Origin of the sequence: Nostoc sp. C052 (assembly GCF_013393905.1) — a bacterium.
Lineage (GTDB): Bacteria > Cyanobacteriota > Cyanobacteriia > Cyanobacteriales > Nostocaceae > Nostoc.
In genome coordinates this window covers 6,335,084-6,353,089 of sequence record NZ_CP040272.1, presented here as the reverse complement: position 1 = coordinate 6,353,089, position 18,006 = coordinate 6,335,084, and the positions used below count along the sequence as shown (strand labels likewise).

Here is an 18,006-nt window from a genome sequence, read left to right as displayed (position 1 = left end):
TTCTACATTCAGTAGACCGAAAAGTTTGGCGATCGCGCACAGAACGATAGCTGAAATACAGATTATTTTCAAATAAACTGTATTTTTAGATACATTTACTTAAAAAACTCTTGACTACCTTTTAATAAGTAAAACTAATTAATCAGCTAAAAAGTTAAGGGTAACGCTCCCACCAGAACTATGTTCTGGTGCTGTGGTATGCAATTTTTGTAAAGTATGGGGATAAAGACGCAAAATCTTTGATTCTGAGGATTATTTAGTTTGGCTATGACTACAACTACCCCAATTCTAACTGATAGTAAAACGTTGAACGAAGTAGTTAACTGTTTAACAGAAAATATTCCAATCAAATCTCAAGGTAAGTGTGAACAGAAGAATATCTTTGAAATTTTAATTCGAGCAGCTACTCAGAAAGATAGTATTGAAAACACAACCAATTTGAAATGCTAGTAATTATTCGCGGCAAACATGGAGGTACTAGACAATTAATTAGAGGTCGGCGCAATACTGATCGGGTTTTGCATTTTAAACTCGGAATTTGGTTTTGGGAAAAGGTTAAAGGTTTTTTCTTTTCCCTTTTCCCCAAAACCCGACAAGTATTGGAGGTCGGCGTAGTTATAAAACATCTTACACTTTAAGCAGCGATAAATATGGCTCAGTCACTTTTTGTGTATGGATAGTTTGTACATATAAAAATGCTAAAAGACAAGCGCATGGTCGAGATTTTTTTATGCTGTTTATAAAGTTAAGTTATCATTACATTCAATACATGACGACTATCGTCTCCGTTTTGGAATTGAATGCAGCTATCGGATAAAAAACCAGTGCCGGATTAAAACTACTATTAAAAATCCCATTATTCAATTTTTATTTATGGCTTTATCTTTCTTGATTATTAATATTTGAATTTATCTAGTATGGCATTATCTTAGCCGTTTAAAAAGAAGCTCTAGAGAGGTTTTTTCTCATCTATTTACCCTCAAACAGATGCTTGAATTTTTACGTCAAGCCGTAGACCGCAACTATGGGGCAGCTTGCGAAGTTTATTTACCATCTCGCTGATTTTGATTGATTTTTGGAGTTCATAATATAAGCCAATCTTATCATTTTTCTGAGACGATCAGCTTTTTTCCATGATTTTGGCAGAACTAGAAGATGAAAGCCGTTGGGATGAAGCTTTTACCCGTTCTCCAGATATTCTTGCCAAACTTGCAGCCGAGGCAATGGCTGAATACCGCGCAGGTTGGGTTAAGAAATTTATCCGTTGAGGCAGGCAGGGGGAGCAGGTGATGCAGGGGGAAAGAAAAGCTTATCTGAACTGTATTGCCATATATTGCTAAAGCGTTTCTCAGTGAAACGCCTTAGTAATCGGGGTGTTATATAATGATTGTCTCTATGCTGGAGTGTTTTCTACCAGCTTATTTTCTTGGCGCAGATAAGCCTGGATGAATGTATCAAGTTCACCATTCATTACATCGCTGATCGCTGTTGTTTCGGTGGTTGTACGTAAATCTTTCACCATTTGGTAAGGATGAAATACATAGTTACGGATTTGGTTTCCCCAGGAAGCCTCTACCATATCGCCACGAATTTCGGCAATTTCTTGGGCACGTTGCTCTTTAGCTATAACCAACAGTTTTGCTTTGAGACGATTTAGGGCTTTTTCTTTATTTTGCAGCTGCGATCGCTCTTCTGTACAGCGCACGGCTAGACCTGTAGGAAGGTGAACAATCCGCACCGCAGTTTCTACTTTGTTGACGTTTTGTCCACCTTTACCACCAGAGCGAGTTGTGGTGATTTCCAAATCCTTGTCTGGAATATCCAATTGCACAGAGTTATCAATCTGTGGCATCACTTCCACCCCTGCAAAACTGGTTTGTCGTTTACCGTTGGCATTAAAAGGAGAAATCCGCACTAAGCGATGTGTGCCCATTTCTGAACGCAAGTAACCATAAGCATAGCGACCAGTAATTTCTAGGGTTGCCGATTTAATTCCGGCTTCATCACCCTCCGACTCTTCCGCTAAAGTTACCTTATAGCCGTGAGCTTCGCCCCAACGGGTGTACATCCGCATCAGCATAAATGCCCAGTCTTGAGCATCTGTGCCACCAGCACCAGCACTAATGGTCAGTACAGCGCCTTCCGCATCATAGGGACCAGAAAGTAACTGTTGTAACTCCCATTGGTCAAGGTCACGATTCAGTTTAGTGATGGTAGATTCCGCTTCTTGGAGTAGTGCTTCATCGGTTTCTAACTCCAATAACTCAACAACTGCCTTAGTATCTTCTAAATTGGCGTGCCAGCGATCGTATTGCTGAAGATGGGCTTTCAGGTCATTGAGTTCTTGCAGCGTTTGTTGGGCCTGGGTTTGGTCATTCCAGAATTCTGGTTGAGCAGATATTTTTTCTAGGTCTTGAATTTTTGCTGTCAGTGCAGGTACGTCAAAGATAGTCCTGGGTTTTACCCAGGCGGCCAGACAACGTTTCGATTTCGCGTTTGAGTTCTAGGACATCCATAATGTTTGCTGAATGATAGATAGAGCGCTTTGGATTAAAAAATTGCTCTTTATTCTACTGATGTTTCTTGATTTTAGCTGTAATTGGGCAAATTTTTTCTGCACTAGTTACAAAAGTTACTTGAAATTATCAAGCGCTTCTTTGTCCACTGAAGTAGTGTGATTTTGCTGTTGCAGATAGGCTTTGATAAACAAATCAATTTTACCGTCTAATACTTCTGTGGCAACAGTTGTTTCGACATTAGTGCGTAAATCTTTCACCTTGGTGTAAGGATGCAAGATATATTCACGGATGAGCTTGTTGGATAAAGATTTTATCAGCCGGGGTTGAATTTCGTCAACTTGCTGGACATTTTGGGCTAGTGCGATTGCAAACAGTTTACTCTTGAGAATAGCTAAGGCTTTCTCTTTGTTTTGCATCTGGCTACGCTCTTGGTTACAACATACACTAATCCCAGTCGGAATGTGAAACAACCGCACCCATATTTCTGTCCGGTTGACATTCCCCCGATGCCGATAAAAAGTAATTTCTAAATGTTTCTCTGGAATCTCAAAATCAATAGACTCATCTAAAATCGGGCTGACTTCTACGCTGGCTAGGCAAGTATGCCGTTTGCCATTGCCATGAACAGAAGAAATTCGCTCTATTCTTGCATGAGTTCCTTGTTCCGATTTCAGTCAGCCATAAGCATAACGCCCTGTAATTTCTAGGATGGTATGTTTAACTTCTCCTAAATCACCTGCTGACTCTTGCACTAGATATACTTTATGGCTGTGATTTACTGCCCAACGATGGTATAACCGCAATAACATCATTGCCCAGTCTTGGGAATCTATACCTCCAACCTCAGCCGTAATTGCCAAAAATGCCCCCTTTTCGTCGCAGGGGTCGTACAGTAATTGTTGTATTTCTACTATTTCGAGTTCTTGCTGGAGTTGGGTAAGGTTAGTTTGTGCCTCTTGCAGCAATTCCTCATCAGCAGATAATTCTAGTAATTCTAGTGCAGCCTTGATATCTTTTAGAATGAAGTGCGATCGCTGATATTGTTTCTTCTTAGTATTGAGAAATTCAATTTCTTGAAGTTTCTGATAGTAAGTGACAGAATTATGCCAGAAAGTAGGTTGAGAAATTAATTGATTTAAGTCTTCAATTCTTGTACTCAGTTCTGAGAGGTCAAAGACAGCCTTCAGCCTTGGTCAAGATATTAGACAACCTTTCTACTTCGCGTTTGATGTTTAAGAGTTCTAGCATAGTTTTGCTCACTTGAGGCTGAACTTATTCCTATATTCTAGTATTAAAACGACTAAAAAACCGTGGTTGCTAAAAATTTAACCACGGTTTTTACTTGAGAAAATTTTACTTGTGCTAGTGCCTACAGACAATTAATCGCGGCCATTGATGGCAATTAGCAACCGCAAGATAAAGACAAACAAGTTGATGTAAGTGAGGTACATCGACAAAGCAGCGGGCAAATATTGATCGTCGCTGTAAGTGCGGGGCAAGATGTAGAAATCAACTACAGAAACTCCAACAAACAGGAATACTCCTAAACCGGAGATGGCAATTTCTAACCAATTTGGCGTATAAACACCAAACATAGCAAAGCCGAATTGGGCTAGACACACAACCACCAAGGCAATGACACCAAGATTGATGGTTTTCGTCAAAGCCATACCGTCTTGTTCAGAAAGATTTGAACCAATTTGACGGGCAGCTATAAAGGTGACACCACAACCAAGGGCAGCCAAACCAATACCTTGAATGCCAACACCTTGGGATCTCAAAGCGACAAATATCAAGCCACTGAGAGTATATCCAGACAAGAGGCTGTAGGTTGCCAATAGGGGTAGTGCAAGCCCCTTATTACCTTTTTGAGCAACATTTTGGGCAACAAAGAACAAAATTAACTCCAAAATCACCGCACCGATAAAGGTGGGAAAGAAGATTTCGGGGTTAGTACGGATAACTCCCAAACCCCCATAGGTTCCTAATGCCGTTAGCACCAATCCACCACCAACGTAGGGAAGGGCATTGGCAATCACGTTTGGCCCGACGAGGGCGTGAGATTTAGCCTCACGGATAGCTTCACGAAAATTACTGGTATTGCTCATATTGAAAAACTGTTTTTTAGGAAAACGTTCTGCTTATTCTTATTCTTACCAATCTTTATGGTTAACAGCCAAAGATTTAATCGAGTTGCAAAATTTCCACATAGATATCGTCCCTAGCTCGTCTTGATTCTGACTGGAGCTTTTGGAGTCTCCGGCTTTGCTCCTGAATTGTGATTTCTGAATTCTTCTTCAATCACATTGGGTTTTGTTCCTCAATCCAAATGCCAATTTGGATTGAGGACCTTTCTTAATGACGGTGGGTGCTCAATACTTATAGGTTAAGGGGAAAGGGGGAAAGGGAAAAGGGAAAGAAAAAACCTTTAACCCAAACCCAGTACCCTTTACCCCAAACCCGATTCCGAGTTAAAAATGCAAAACCCGAGAAGTATTGGGTGGGTGCTAAGAGATAAAATTGCCAAGTCTATTTTGCAATTTTTTAAGTACCGATCTACTTCCACTCAGTATGACAGATGGCTATTAGGTCAGTAATGCATTGTTCAGCATAAATAGCTAGTTTTTGTTGCAAAAGCTTAAAGATTATATTCACTTCAAGAGTTATGTAAAAAACAAAAATAACCTGTAACAGTGACAGCAACAAAATCATGCGTACAAATACTGAATTGTGGAGTTCGACCCCTCACAAGTTCAGTGGAACGACGATGGCTTATTCTGGCTTGACTAAGGAAAATAATGACAGCTTAGAAGAAAATATACGCAGCTCCATTTTCTCAGGAATTAGGAGTTACAACAAAGGTAATGTATATGGCAACAAGTGAGTCCTCTTTACGAACTGATGGTATAGAATTATTACACTTGTACCACCAGAATCCTTCTATTAAACTTCGTAATAAACTTGTACAGTTACATACTGGCTTAGTGCGAAAGATGGCTCATAAGTTTAGCCATCAATGTAACGAACCTTATGAAGATTTAGAACAAATAGGTTATTTTGGTTTAATTAGGGCAATTGAGCGCTTCGACCCTAGCCAAGGATATGCTTTTAGTTCCTTTGCAGTGCCATATATTCGCGGTGAGATGCTGCACTTTTTGCGCGATCGCAGTACTTTATTAAAAATTCCTCGTCGTTGGCAAGAATTATACAATGAAGGACAAAAGATTCGCAAGGACTTGTCAATCTCTTTAGGTCGCCCGCCCAAGGATGCTGAAATTGCCAGCCAACTCCGGGTATCTGTGCAAGAATGGCAAGAAACCAAGTTAGCGGCTCAAAACCGGATGCCTTTGAGTTTAGATGCAACCGCAGTTAACTATGTTGATTGTCAAATAACCTTGGGTGAAGCACTTCCTTGTCCTCGTTCTCATGTGCTTCTGCAACAAGAAGAAGAACGCCAACAACTCCAAGGCGCAATCAATATGTTGGAAGAAAAACCCCGCATGGCAGTTGAAATGGTATTCTTGAAGGAACTTTCTCGCAAGGATGCGGCTAAAAACATTGGTACTAGCCCAATGACAGTGACGCGCTATCTCCAAAAGGGAATTCAAGATTTGATTTGTTATTTGCAACCACAGATAATGCCCACTGGTTCGTAGTCATTTGAGGGAGATGGGGGAGAAGAGAACAAGTTATTAAAGTTTGCAAAAATTTAGAAGTTTATAAAATGGCTTTTGATTGAGCCATGATAATTTTTGAACTATCAAAAAAGTTTCCAGTAAGTAGGTGGGTGGGAAAATTTACAAGTATGTCATTGCAAATGAAACGGAGTGTAACGAACGCGAGTGCGTCTCCAAGAGTTGCAATCGATTTTACATTTGGTTACATAGTTATTAGGTTAATTTGTGCCTACTTACTTAGAGGAATGTTATTCACTAACTGACGGCCTACTGGCAACAATTTTGGGTTTTCGAGACGCGATAAATCGCCGTCTCTACAAGTGTTTTGTTGCTCATTGTAAACTGTGTTGTCCTATAGAACTTTCATTTCCCCAAACCCAGATGATTTTGTAACGCTTGGCGCATTACTTCTACAACAGGCAAGGTTTCCTGCTGCAACCAGATTTTTAATGCTGCTACCCCTTGTTGAACTAGCATTTCTAATCCATCGATGGCAATTACGCCTTGTTTTTGTGCCTGTTGGAGAAATTGCGTCGGTTTAGGAATGTATATTAAATCGTAAGCGATCGCACCCTTCGGTAAGTTTGCTATTTCTTGCATACTCAAAGGCGATTCATCAACTTTGGGATACATCCCAATCGGAGTTGTGTTTACCAGCAGATTGGCTTGGGGAATGAGCTTTGGTAATTCCTCCCATTGATGAACCTGGAATTTCTCAGCTAGGGATGAATTGCTCCAACTATTGCGAAATTCTTCTAATTTCTGCAAATTGCGTCCAACAACATGAATTTGGGCAAAACCTAGCTGGATACAACCTGCTACAACTGCTCTGGCTGCACCACCATTGCCTAAAATTACCGCTACTTTCTGACTCCAATCTTGTTTATATGTTGTCTGCAAAGGAGCGATAAATCCTTCTATATCTGTATTTGTGCCTACCCATTGGTTATTTTGGCGGCTAACAGTATTCACTGCTCCGATAGTTTGAGCTAGGGGAGTAATTTCTGAGAGGAGGGGGATGATTGCCTGTTTGTGAGGGATTGTCACATTAAAGCCCACAACCCCAACAGCCGCAAAGCCTGCGATCGCCACCTCTAAATTTTGTGGTTCAATCGGAAAAGGTAGATAAATGTAATCTAATCCTAATTGTGCGATCGCAGCATTATGCATCACTGGTGACAGCGAATGTTCCACCGGATGTCCAATTACCCCTATTAGCTTAGTTTTCCCAGTAATTTTTTTAGTCATTAGTCATTGGTCATTGCTTATTAATTCATCTCCCACATGTCCCTCACTCTCCAGTAGCTTACAATTATTAAAAGCTACTTAACATTTCTTTGAATCATGCAGGTAACTACAGCCCCCTCTACAATTCCAATTCCTGGTAAATATTGGCAGTGGCGTGGGCACAACGTTTACTACGTGCGTGCGGGAGAGAAACAAACGCAACGCCCGCCCTTGCTTTTGGTACACGGATTTGGTGCTTCTACAGACCACTGGCGCAAGAATATCACAGGATTGTGTCAAGATTTTGAAGTATTTGCGATCGACCTTTTGGGATTCGGGCGATCGGCCAAACCAAAGTTGCAGTACAGTGGCGACTTATGGCGCGATCAACTCCATGATTTTATCAGTGAAGTGATTGGTCAAAAAGCAGTATTAGCAGGTAATTCCCTTGGTGGTTATGCTTGCTTATGTGTTGCCGCCCAACATCCCAACAGCGTAGCTGGATTAGTATTACTCAATAGTGCCGGGCCTTTTAGCGACAGCCAGCCGACATCTGAACCTGAAGTTTTACAAACCCAAATTCAACCACCCAAAAAACCCTCTTCTTTAGAGAAACTTTTGGGTAATTCAGTTAAGTGGATTTTTCAACAACCTTTAGCTCAGTTTGTGTTATTTCAATACGTGCGACAACGTTGGGTAATTCGCCAAACTTTAGAAAAGGTATATCTTGATAAAAGTGCAGTTACAGACCAATTGGTAGAAGAAATTTATCGTCCTGCTTTTGATTCAGGTGCATTGGATGTATTTGTTTCAGTTTTTAGCAGTCCTCAAGGGGAAAAAGTTGATGTGCTGTTAAAGCAATTAACTTGTTCTTTATTGATGTTATGGGGAGAAGCTGATCCTTGGATGAATACTAGAGAGCGTTCTCAAAAATTTCGTCAATATTGTCCTCAACTCACAGAGCATTTATTAACAGCAGGTCATTGTCCTCATGATGAAATACCCGATACAATTAATCAACTTTTACGTGATTGGGTTTTGTCTGAGTCAGTGAGCGTGAATAATTAAATTTTTGTAGTATAACGGTTCTCGTTCACTTGAAGTACACCCGTAGGGGCAATACCCTGCGGTCAGCCGCAACTCTTGGAGACGCACTCGCGTTCGCGTCTACATGAATTGCCCTTACACCTTACAATCTAATTTTGTACCGCATCTGAGTGGGAACCGCTTACCAAGTAACAACTTTAGTAAAAAGAATACAGAATTAAAAGGCAATACAGTTCAGATACTCTCAAAATCCTGATGTAGAGATGCGATTTATCAATCTCTTCAAAGACCAATTAACTCTTGTGGGGATTTATTTCTTGGAGTTCCCTTATTTAAAAATATATGATTTAATTTGCTGCTCGATTTGGTCACTAATTATCTCAGTTCCCATACCGATTTTATCGAGATTGACCCTCACAAAATTTGTTTTGTCTTCTGCTGTAAACTTTTTATTATTATCTGAGTCTTTGATAATTTTTAGGAAAAGTGCATTTTGACCGGGAACAACAACCCAACTAATTATTCGAGTATTATCTGGGGTAATTTGCTGGAGGTTTTTACCTGATAAATCAGAAAGATAGCCAATAGTCGCATCTTCACTGTTGAATTTTGTATCTGTATTTGTGTCTTTGTCAATAATTTTATACAACCAAACTCTTGTAGTTGGCTTCTGTGCTGCTTTGACTTCCAACAAATCGAAGGAGTTGATAATGGCTTTTTTATTTAATAAAAGATGAGCTTCGCCACTTTGTTTTTGATAAAAGATGATGTTATACAATTGGTTACTTCTTTCATTTTCATAAGAACGTGAAATTTTTAAATCAATTCCTTTATCTTTGTTTTGCTCTGAAACAGCAACGGGAATCATCAGATAATCTGATTGTTCTTTAATAATTAAATCGCCATAGATAATATTTGGTTGTGGTTGTGGTTTGTCAGTTGCTTTTGCTTGTTCGGCAGTTCTGCTAATAGAAGACTTACAAGAAAAAGAAAGGGTCGCTATAACAATAGCTGTAGTAATTTGTTTTAAAAAGCTATAAGTTTTCATCAAATTCTCCTAGCAGGATATGTAGCTGTCTTATTTTATTCCCTGCTGGAAAAATCACCATAGTCACCAGGGGCGAAAGCGCGTAGCGGAACCCCTACGGGGGTCTTGCTACGCGGTAGCGTCTCTAAGAGTTGTACGGTTTTAACCAATATTCAGACACAACTCGAAAACACTTGCTACCGCAGACTCGCTTGCCGCCGCCATCACCCACTCGTAAAGAATTCATACTGTTAGCGGATAGCTAAGGTTTAGCCCATTCTGAGTCCTGAGTTCTGACTCCTGAGTTCTGAATTCTTCTTATAAAATACCAAAAACCTGGTCGAGGTTGACCAGGTTTTATCGAGTTTACAGATTTCAATTTTAAACTAATTAACTAACTGAAGGTTAATAACTAAGGTGGACTGAATAACTAACAAACTCAGCATTCCTGCGTTTTTCCGCTTTAGGATTTGGCTTTGCCTTCTACAATTAGGCTTTTTGCCACTTTCATAATATTTGATATGCTGAAGTTTGCTTGGTCTTATGACAAGGGGACACTAAGTCATTGACCTTTTTTGTTTGGTTTTATTTCATTTGGTGTCCTACTAAATTAATTTATCACTTAGTTCGTGAGTTGCAACCATTGGTTTACTAAAGTTGATGTTTTGTTAGATTTTGCAATCTAAAGCTATAGATTTGATCCCTAGCCTTCTTTCTAAGAAAGTTAAAGAGATATTGGAGAGATCGGCATGACTCAGCAATCTGTATTGTCACCAATTCCACATAATTTGACTGTTATCAAGATGGTATCAATTTCTGCCAATTCGGCGACAGAAAGCTTGATTTGGGCGGCTAAGGCGTTGTTGTTCAGGATGACCTGCCCCAGCGATGTCTAGCGACAAGGCGCTGTACTTCTACGCATTTGTTTGTGGTTGAGCAATTAACCAGTCCAAAGCTAACTGAGCAAAGGTACAATTATGAAGAAGGGCTATAGGACGCAGTTTTTCTAGGGCTTGTTTGCTTAGGGAGCGATCGCAAGCTTCAATCACTTGTTCATATTTTAGATGGTTAGCAAAAACTTTCGTGGCATATTCCACATGAGTTCGCACATCAGAATAAAGCTTCAGCGACAATTAGCTCAGAGTCTCCTTCAACATAGACTTCAGCAGTATCTATTGTTGTGATCTCAGCTTCATAAGCGACTCGGATGCTTTTAATCGAGTCAGCATTCCTACCCACATTCTTTTACCAGCTTGCCAAGTTCCCATTAGATGGGTGTGATTTTGACTTCAGTTGTACCTAGCGAGCGCTTTTCCATAACTGCTTCCTAATTCATTCCCTTGGATAGGTTCATACTTTATCGGTCTTAGCTTCAAATTAAATCAGAGTTACAGTAGATGCTGATGGAATTGACTACAACTTTTCATGCCCTCAAAGAATGGGCAGTTGCCATAAATGCTTTAGAAAGTGGCAAAACAATTATGTTGCTCCGCAAAGGCGGTATCCATGAACGAAATGGACATTTCCAAGTTGCCCACAAGCAAATTTTGCTTTACCCCACTTATGAACATCAACAAGCTTTCATGCTGAAAGCTGAGTATGCCGATAGTGTCTATCCGGTAACATCAGGCTGGCATCCTGAAACAGTTCGCATCGGCAGTTGGGCTGAAATTACTGATATTTTGCCAGTAAGTGACGAGTCTATTGTCAACACCTTGCTTCCTTTCTATATTTGGAACGAGCATTTTATTAGCGATCGCCTCAAATGGAAACCACGTCAACCCCTTTATATTCTCCTCCTGCGGACTTATAAACTACCCCAAGAGCAAGAAATTCCCTATTACGCTAAGTACGCTGGCTGTAAGTCATGGATTGATTTAGATCGATCAATTCACTTGCAAACAGCAAAACCAGTTTTATCTAACTTTGCATACAGCCAACTAGTAGAGACAATTCGCGAGATTGTCGGCGATAAATTGTACGCTCCATCGTTCTAATAACCCAAGTTGCTGTCCAGATACCTGACTTTTTGAGTAAGTCGGGTATTTAACAATTCAAAATTCAAAATTGAAGACATTTCAGGCGGGGATTTAAACCCCAACAGTTTTCGAGACGCGATTTCTAATCGCCAGGTATATTTATTTGCAAAGGTGAGATATTGTCATACATCTGCTTATGTTTGGCTAAAAGCTCTTGATATTTCTCATTTGTCTTTGCTTGTAACCACTTAGCTTTAAATATTGCTGCTGATTCCGCTTTCACGGGGTCTACTTTATAAGGAAGAATTTCTTTTTTGGCATCTGAAGTTTCGGAATTTTGTTTATATTTCCTGCCACTTTTATGATTAGCATAACGGCGAGAGCGAGTATAACCCATTTGGATAAACTTCCGTGCCATATCCGCACCAACAAAATCATCTTTATCTAAATAATCAAGAAACATCTCATAAATTTTTTCACTTGACTCTCTAGCAATCTCAGGAGTTTTGAACCGCCAGTAGGGAAGAATTTCTGATTTGTATGGCTCTACCAAAAGTACACCCTGCTCACCCTTGCCAACACGATAGAGTTCAGGATGTTGGCGAAAATCAATAACTTTAAAGTCTAAAGAATAATCAAAAGCCATGATAGATTTTTATTAAAAATAGTAAGCTTTAAGAAAAAAGTTCAACTTCTATCTTAGTAAAGAGATTTTGTTCTACTATGCTATCTAGCACCCAATCCGCGAACAATGTCCTTGCGCCAGGAAATCTGCGTAAAGTACATCATATTGCCCTCAACGTCCAGGATATGCAGGCTTCCCGCTACTTTTATGGCACAATCCTGGGTTTGCACGAACTCACAGGCGACGAAGTACCTACAACTCTCGTGGAACTTGTCGCATCTGGGAAAGTAGCCAACTTCATCACCCCAGATGGTACAATTCTGGATTTATTTGGGGAACCCGACTTAACACCACCAAACCCAGACCCAGAAAAGACCTTCACGAGAGCCTACCATCTGGCTTTTGACATCGATCCGCAGTTATTCGATCGCGCGGTGACAGTAATCAGAGAAAATAAAATAGCGATCGCACACGGCCCAGTCACTCGTCCCACTGGTAAAGGAGTGTATTTTTACGATCCAGATGGCTTTATGATTGAAATTCGTTGCGATCCAGAAGCTAGTTAACTTAGGGATAATCACAAAAGTATCTACTATGACCGCAAACCTCACGCAAATATTTCAAGTAATTGAAGACGCGATCGTAAAACCGCCAATTCCACACGAACCATACAAGCAATCATTGAAAGCTTGGGCGATGTATTGTTTGCGAGAGAAAGGTTTTATAATTGTTTATGCTCAAAATGCCGACTTTGCTATTGAAAGAAAACGTGAAGAAAAGCTCTATTTTAAAGTTTCAAATAGCCCTGATGATTTAGATAATTCTCTTAGCTGGATTGTTTGGGATAGTGCAACCAAAAGCGCCAGTCTCATTCCTCAAAAAATAGACTGATGCCAGATATTCATCAAATGTTTTCCTGATTGTTTAGCTATTCTGACTCCTGAATTCTAACTAGACAACTGCTGCACAAATATTTGATGTTCTGGCGAATTTAAGCCCAACTGCAACACAGCCAATACTTGCGGTATATTGCCAGCAAGTAAATCAGACATTGACAAGCACAAACCAGGAAATACTTGACTTTTGATAATTCCATCTGTGTCCACTTCTAAGGATACATATTCTCCTTGTTGTAGGCGAAACCAATCTAATTTATTTTCAAATATTTGCCAAACAATATATTCTTTTACCCCATTACGACCATAGACTTTTTTCTTATCATGTAAATCAATAGCAACACTGCTAGCTGCTATCTCTATTACGAGTTCTGGCGCACCTTCGATGTAATCATCATCACTCAAACGAGATTGGCCTTGAGATGTTGGTGTAATTAATAGCACTCCATCTGGTTGCGGTTCATTGTATCGATCTAAGCGGACTGTTGGCTCAATTCCCAATCTCACACCAGGAGTGGCAATTTGGTAAGTCCACAACCAACCAATTACATGACCATGTGGTTCAGCATGACTTTCAAAGCGTAACGGGGATGCCAAGTATACAACTCCTTCAATTAATTCTGCCTTTTGATGACGGGGCATTGCTTGATAGCGTCGTTCAAATTCGTAGCGAGTGAGGCGATCGCCATTTTCTAAATGAGGAATTCGCTGCTTGAATGATAGGTTGACCATGATTTTCCTGGATAGCAAGAAGTTTTACTTGATTATGGCTTGACACCTTAATTACGAATTACGAATTACGAATTACGAATTAGTATTGGGTTTCTCAAACACCATTAAATGCTGTTGAGGTAACAAGTTTTTAGTTTCCCGCCAAACTAAACCAACAGCTTGCATTTCTTTACGGACTTGCTTTTGAGTCATTTTGTGCAGACCTTTAATCATAATAAAGGGATTTTCACCCCGATACTCAACCAAAACCACTCGACCACTTGGTTTAAGTGCTTTCACAATTCCTTGCATCACTTCTTGGGGATACTCAAGTTCATGGTAAGCATCTACCATCAACGCCAAATCAATACTTTCAGATGGTAAATTGGGGTCGTTAAGAGTTGCTAAAACAGGCTCAACATTGGTGATATTTTTTTCTTTTTTGAACAAATCAATGATTTCTAACATTTCTGGCTGAACATCTACAGCCAACACCTTACCTGTTGTTAATAACGGCGTGATGCGAAAGCTTAAGTAACCTGTTCCAGCGCCAATATCGGCCACTACATCATTAGATTTCAGATTGAGGGCGTTAACTACTTTACTTGGCTGTTCCTCTCCCTCTCGGCTGGGACGTTCTAGCCAGCCAGCGCCGGTGTATCCCATCACTTTGGCGATTTCGCGCCCCATGTAATATTTACCGATACCATCTGGACTGTGGATTATCCGTTGCTCGTAAACAGTGGTGGATGAAGTCGCGGCTTGTGCTGTAAGGGTTGGATTCAGCAGCCAGCAACTTAATATCACAGCAAGAGTTACGATAAAGTGGAGAAAATTTAACATTTGGTTATGACTGATCTAGATAGCTATAAACAGCAACTAAGAGAATTCTATGGTAGTAGAACAACTTATGACCATGAGGAAGGTACTCGCCATCCTCTAGAAGCCAAAATTTTACTTGAATTTGTTCCACTACATTCGGGACAGAAAATCCTTGATGTGGCGACTGGAACGGGTTTAGTTGCGATACCCGCAGCTGAAAAAGTTGGTTCAGAGGGCTACGTGATTGGAATTGATATGACCCCTGGAATGTTACATCAAGCAAGACAAAAGATTGCCGCAGCAAAATTACAAAATATTGAATTGATTGAGGCAGATGCCGAATATTTCAACTTTAGTGATAGTAGTTTTGATGTTGTCTTTTGCTGTGAGGCAATTGTACTTTTTCCTGATATCCTTGCGATTTTGCAAAAGTGGCATCGCTTCTTAAAAAGCGGAGGGTTTGTAGCATTTACCTGTCCTCCCGAAACTGCTTATATGGCATCTCTTCAACAGAGTCTCTGCGCTAGAGTTTTGGGTGTATCACTACCACATATTCTTGAACCACTTGGGACTCCAGAAAAATGCCGCAATTTACTCAATCAGGCAGGTTTTCGAGATATAGAAATTAGGATTGAGCCATCAGGACGTTATCGACCTCTTAAGAATAACAGGTTATCTTGGACAGCAATTAATATAAATTTTAAAGGTAATCCCCTGTTGTCAACACTATCAGAAGAACAATTAAATCAGTTGCAAGTTGAGTACCAAGCTGAAATTGAGAAACTAGCAACCGAGCAAGGGATTTGGGAAGACACTACAAAGCTCTTTGTTCGCGCCAGAAAATAAGTTGATGACCAAAACTTTACTCATGACAACTTCGGGCGATCGCACACAATCATCTTGCCATTAATACATACCCATCTCCAGAAATCAATTATGGGTTGTCCGAAATCATTAGTAAGCACAATTCATAAAATTATACCTACATCATTTTTACCAGATATCTAAGGGCAATGACACTTTAATCTCATAGGCCGATGTGGAAGTAAACATTTTCAGGATTTACTTAAACAGCCCCTTTAAATCAACCTTTGGACATTATGCAAAACCTGTCCCTGATATTAGTACCTGTACTCGCTGCACAGAAAGTAGTAGGTGACGGTGTAATTAAACCTCTCGGTCATCATGAGTTGCTGTTGGTGCTAGTACAACTGTCACTGTTGCTTCTGGTAGCGCGGGGATTAGGTGAGTTGATGCGCCGGATTAACCTACCGCCTGTTGTTGGAGAATTACTGGCGGGTGTGTTACTTGGCCCTTCTCTATTTGGCTTGCTCCTTCCAGATTTACAAGCACAAATCTTTCCCAAAAGTCAAGAACAATCTAATTTACTTTCGGTGATTTCTTGGTTAGGTGTGTTATTTTTGCTGATTGTAACTGGGTTGGAAACGGATCTCAAGCTGATTCTTCGTAAAGGTAAAACGGCTCTACTTATCTCGCTGGGCGGAATTATTGTCCCCTTTATCACCGGATTTGGACTGGGCTGGCTGTTACCAAATAGTTTTTTAGCCGACCCAGAAAAGCGATTGGTATTTAGTCTGTTTATCGCCACAGCAATGAGTATTTCAGCAGTACCAGTGATTGCAAAGGTATTGATGGACTTAAACCTGATTCGTCGTGATATTGGTCAAGTCACCTTAGCTGCGGGGATGACTGACGACACCATCGGCTGGATTTTACTTTCTGTGGTTTCAGGTCTAGCTAGTAGCGGCAAATTTGACTTTGGGACAATTTTTCATTCCGTGAGCGCGGCGATATTGTTTCTGGCGATCGCCTTCACAATCGGGCGTACTATTGTAGATCAGATTTTGCGCTGGGTTGATGACTACGTTGGTGGCATTGCTGCTAGTATCTCGGTTGTGCTGATTCTTTCACTCTCAGCCGCAGCACTTACCCACGCATTAGGTTTAGAGGCAGCATTAGGTGCTTTCGTACTGGGGATTCTAGCAGGTCAATCCCGCCGTTTTAGTAATGAAGCCGGACACATGCTAGAAGTCTTCACAGCAGCTTTTTTAGCGCCAATTTTCTTTGCTTCAGCTGGTTTAAAAGTTAACTTGCTAACCTTGTTAGTCCCCCAAACGTTGATATTTGGCTTAATTGTTCTCGCTGTCGCCTGTGTTGGTAAATTTACAGGTGCTTACATTGGTTCTCGCGTCGGCGGCTTGAGTCACTGGGAAGGTTTAGCGATGGGTTCGGGGATGAATGCTCGCGGGGCGATGGAAATTGTCGTTGCTACCATTGGTTTATCTTTGGGAGTGCTGAATCCCCAAATGTACTCGATTATTGTTATGGTAGCGATCGTCACTTCCTTAATGGCTCCGCCCCTTTTGCGCTGGTCTTTGTCAAAAGTAGTTATGAGTGAAGAGGAAGCTCGACGTTTGGAACAAGAAGAGCAAGATAGCCGCAGCTTTATCAAACAGATTCAGCGTGTCTTAATACCTACTAGTGGTGGTCCTAACATCCAATTGGCGGCGCAATTAGTCGGTTACATGGCTCACCAAAACTCGATAGAAGTTACCTCTCTATATGCCCTGAGTGATAAGCAACCTCAAAACAAAGCCCGCCGGACGGAGGCAACCCAGGTTAAAGATACTGCCGCCGAGCAAGCTCTAGCTTCTGTTACTGAAGAAATGCAACTCCCGACTGATACCACCCTGCAAACAAAAACGGAGTCTGGGCGTAATAAAGCGGAAGTAATTCTGAATGAAGCCAACAAAAATTATGACTTAATTGTATTGGGAGCTTCTGAACAGATCCGCCCCCAGAAAGCATTATTTAATTTGCTTGTTGACCGGGTTGTACAAGAAGCGCCTTGTGCAACGATGGTGGTGAAGTCGCACTTACCCCAACCCAAAGGCGAGATATGCAAAATCCCTCAACAACAGCTGAAAAAAATTCTCGTGCCAACGGTGGGGACAGAATATAGCAAAAATGCCGTAGAGATGGCAAGCACGATCGCAGCTCAAACCGGGGCATTAGTGATGATTGTTAACGTGATTAATTTACCACAGGTTGAGTATATTCTTTATGAACAGCGATCGCTAAATCCAGTCAAGGAAATTGCCCACGATCTGCTCGAACAGCAAGCCGCAATTGGCCGTAATCTGGGTGCTGATGTCAAAACTTACATTCTTCAAGGAACCAGTCCTGAAAGAGAAATCCTCAAGTTTGCCCAAACCCAAGAAGTTGACCTAATTATTCTCGGAAGTAGCATCCGTATGGTTACAGGTCGCGTTTTCTTCGGTCATAGAGTGGATGCAATTTTGAGTAAAGCCCATTGCCCTGTAGCAGTTATTACAGTGCCATAAGAGTACTGAGTGCTGAGTTCTGAGTATAAACCCAGTTGCTTCAAGGCGTAAAAAAGAATTGTTTTGACTTAGCAGTGCTACGTCAAAACAAAGTTTCTGGATAACGCATAT

At 40.8% G+C, this 18,006-nt stretch carries 16 protein-coding genes and 2 pseudogenes; 9 read left to right on the top strand and 9 right to left on the bottom strand.

The genetic code is table 11. From position 1 onward, the window contains the following. The first annotated feature begins 267 nt into the window (after positions 1–267). Together FD723_RS26245 and FD723_RS43065 are read left to right on the top strand one after the other, a co-directional pair. Positions 268–450, top strand: coding sequence for a hypothetical protein (locus FD723_RS26245; RefSeq protein WP_179067990.1), 183 nt, complete (start codon positions 268–270; stop codon positions 448–450). A 683-nt stretch (positions 451–1,133) separates the two neighbouring features. Beyond that, positions 1,134–1,268, top strand: coding sequence for a hypothetical protein (locus FD723_RS43065; RefSeq protein ID WP_256874929.1), 135 nt, complete (start codon positions 1,134–1,136; stop codon positions 1,266–1,268). A 125-nt stretch (positions 1,269–1,393) separates the two neighbouring features. Here the strand turns inward: FD723_RS43065 and prfB are convergent. The 3 genes and pseudogenes from prfB to FD723_RS26230 form a co-directional block, all read right to left on the bottom strand. Then, positions 1,394–2,516 (bottom strand): peptide chain release factor 2 gene (gene prfB, locus FD723_RS26240; RefSeq protein ID WP_179067989.1). Its coding sequence is split into 2 segments (ribosomal slippage): positions 1,394–2,443 and positions 2,445–2,516, totalling 1,122 coding nucleotides; the frame shifts between segments, so codons are not numbered across the junction. Between the two features lie 116 nt (positions 2,517–2,632). Continuing rightward, positions 2,633–3,767 (bottom strand): annotated as a pseudogene (locus tag FD723_RS26235) (PCRF domain-containing protein). A gap of 131 nt (positions 3,768–3,898) precedes the next feature. Continuing rightward, positions 3,899–4,627 (bottom strand): Bax inhibitor-1 family protein, encoded by a 729-nt coding sequence (locus FD723_RS26230; protein WP_094340245.1) that lies wholly within the window; start codon positions 4,625–4,627, stop codon positions 3,899–3,901. Between the two features lie 762 nt (positions 4,628–5,389). Between FD723_RS26230 and FD723_RS26225 the strand changes: the two genes are divergently transcribed. Next, positions 5,390–6,175: an RNA polymerase sigma factor SigF gene (locus tag FD723_RS26225; RefSeq protein WP_179067988.1), complete on the top strand. Its 786-nt coding sequence runs from the start codon at positions 5,390–5,392 to the stop codon at positions 6,173–6,175. A 384-nt stretch (positions 6,176–6,559) separates the two neighbouring features. Here the strand turns inward: FD723_RS26225 and FD723_RS26220 are convergent, their stop codons facing one another. Continuing rightward, on the bottom strand, positions 6,560–7,444 hold the full coding sequence (locus tag FD723_RS26220) for a shikimate dehydrogenase (RefSeq protein ID WP_179067987.1): 885 nt from the start codon (positions 7,442–7,444) through the stop codon (positions 6,560–6,562). A 96-nt stretch (positions 7,445–7,540) separates the two neighbouring features. On the opposite strand from FD723_RS26220, the gene FD723_RS26215 reads away from it, so the two are divergent. Beyond that, positions 7,541–8,491: an alpha/beta fold hydrolase gene (locus FD723_RS26215; RefSeq protein ID WP_179067986.1), complete on the top strand. Its 951-nt coding sequence runs from the start codon at positions 7,541–7,543 to the stop codon at positions 8,489–8,491. 307 nt (positions 8,492–8,798) lie between these two features. Here FD723_RS26215 and FD723_RS26210 read toward each other — a convergent pair whose 3' ends face one another. Beyond that, a complete protein-coding gene (locus FD723_RS26210; protein WP_179067985.1) occupies positions 8,799–9,518 on the bottom strand; it encodes a hypothetical protein in 720 nt (239 codons plus the stop codon). 749 nt (positions 9,519–10,267) lie between these two features. After that, a pseudogene (locus tag FD723_RS26205) lies at positions 10,268–10,815 on the bottom strand (aldo/keto reductase). A gap of 79 nt (positions 10,816–10,894) precedes the next feature. Here FD723_RS26205 and FD723_RS26200 point away from each other — a divergent pair. Then, positions 10,895–11,494, top strand: a complete 600-nt coding sequence (locus tag FD723_RS26200) for a DUF1802 family protein (protein ID WP_179067984.1) — start codon at positions 10,895–10,897, stop codon at positions 11,492–11,494. Between the two features lie 124 nt (positions 11,495–11,618). Here the strand turns inward: FD723_RS26200 and FD723_RS26195 are convergent, their stop codons facing one another. Then, a complete protein-coding gene (locus FD723_RS26195) occupies positions 11,619–12,122 on the bottom strand; it encodes a DUF4385 domain-containing protein (protein WP_179067983.1) in 504 nt (167 codons plus the stop codon). A 77-nt stretch (positions 12,123–12,199) separates the two neighbouring features. On the opposite strand from FD723_RS26195, the gene FD723_RS26190 reads away from it, so the two are divergent. Together FD723_RS26190 and FD723_RS26185 are read left to right on the top strand one after the other, a co-directional pair. Further along, positions 12,200–12,667 carry a VOC family protein gene (locus FD723_RS26190; RefSeq protein ID WP_179067982.1) on the top strand — a complete coding sequence of 156 codons (468 nt, stop codon included), beginning with the start codon at positions 12,200–12,202 and terminating at the stop codon, positions 12,665–12,667. 28 nt (positions 12,668–12,695) lie between these two features. Continuing rightward, positions 12,696–12,992 (top strand): hypothetical protein, encoded by a 297-nt coding sequence (locus FD723_RS26185; protein WP_179067981.1) that lies wholly within the window; start codon positions 12,696–12,698, stop codon positions 12,990–12,992. A 56-nt stretch (positions 12,993–13,048) separates the two neighbouring features. On the opposite strand, the gene FD723_RS26180 is transcribed toward FD723_RS26185, so the two are convergent. Both FD723_RS26180 and FD723_RS26175 read right to left on the bottom strand, forming a co-directional pair. Beyond that, complete coding sequence (locus FD723_RS26180) at positions 13,049–13,729, bottom strand: Uma2 family endonuclease (protein WP_179067980.1); 681 nt, start codon at positions 13,727–13,729, stop codon at positions 13,049–13,051. A 72-nt stretch (positions 13,730–13,801) separates the two neighbouring features. Further along, entirely contained in the window at positions 13,802–14,551 is a 750-nt protein-coding gene (locus FD723_RS26175; RefSeq protein WP_179067979.1) for a class I SAM-dependent methyltransferase, read from the bottom strand. Positions 14,552–14,557: 6 nt separating this feature from the next. On the opposite strand from FD723_RS26175, the gene FD723_RS26170 reads away from it, so the two are divergent. Both FD723_RS26170 and FD723_RS26165 read left to right on the top strand, forming a co-directional pair. Continuing rightward, complete coding sequence (locus FD723_RS26170; protein WP_179067978.1) at positions 14,558–15,376, top strand: class I SAM-dependent methyltransferase; 819 nt, start codon at positions 14,558–14,560, stop codon at positions 15,374–15,376. Between the two features lie 254 nt (positions 15,377–15,630). Then, the gene (locus tag FD723_RS26165) at positions 15,631–17,895 is read left to right on the top strand and encodes a cation:proton antiporter (protein ID WP_179067977.1); all 2,265 of its coding nucleotides are present in this window, start codon (positions 15,631–15,633) and stop codon (positions 17,893–17,895) included. The last annotated feature ends 111 nt before the right edge of the window (positions 17,896–18,006 follow it).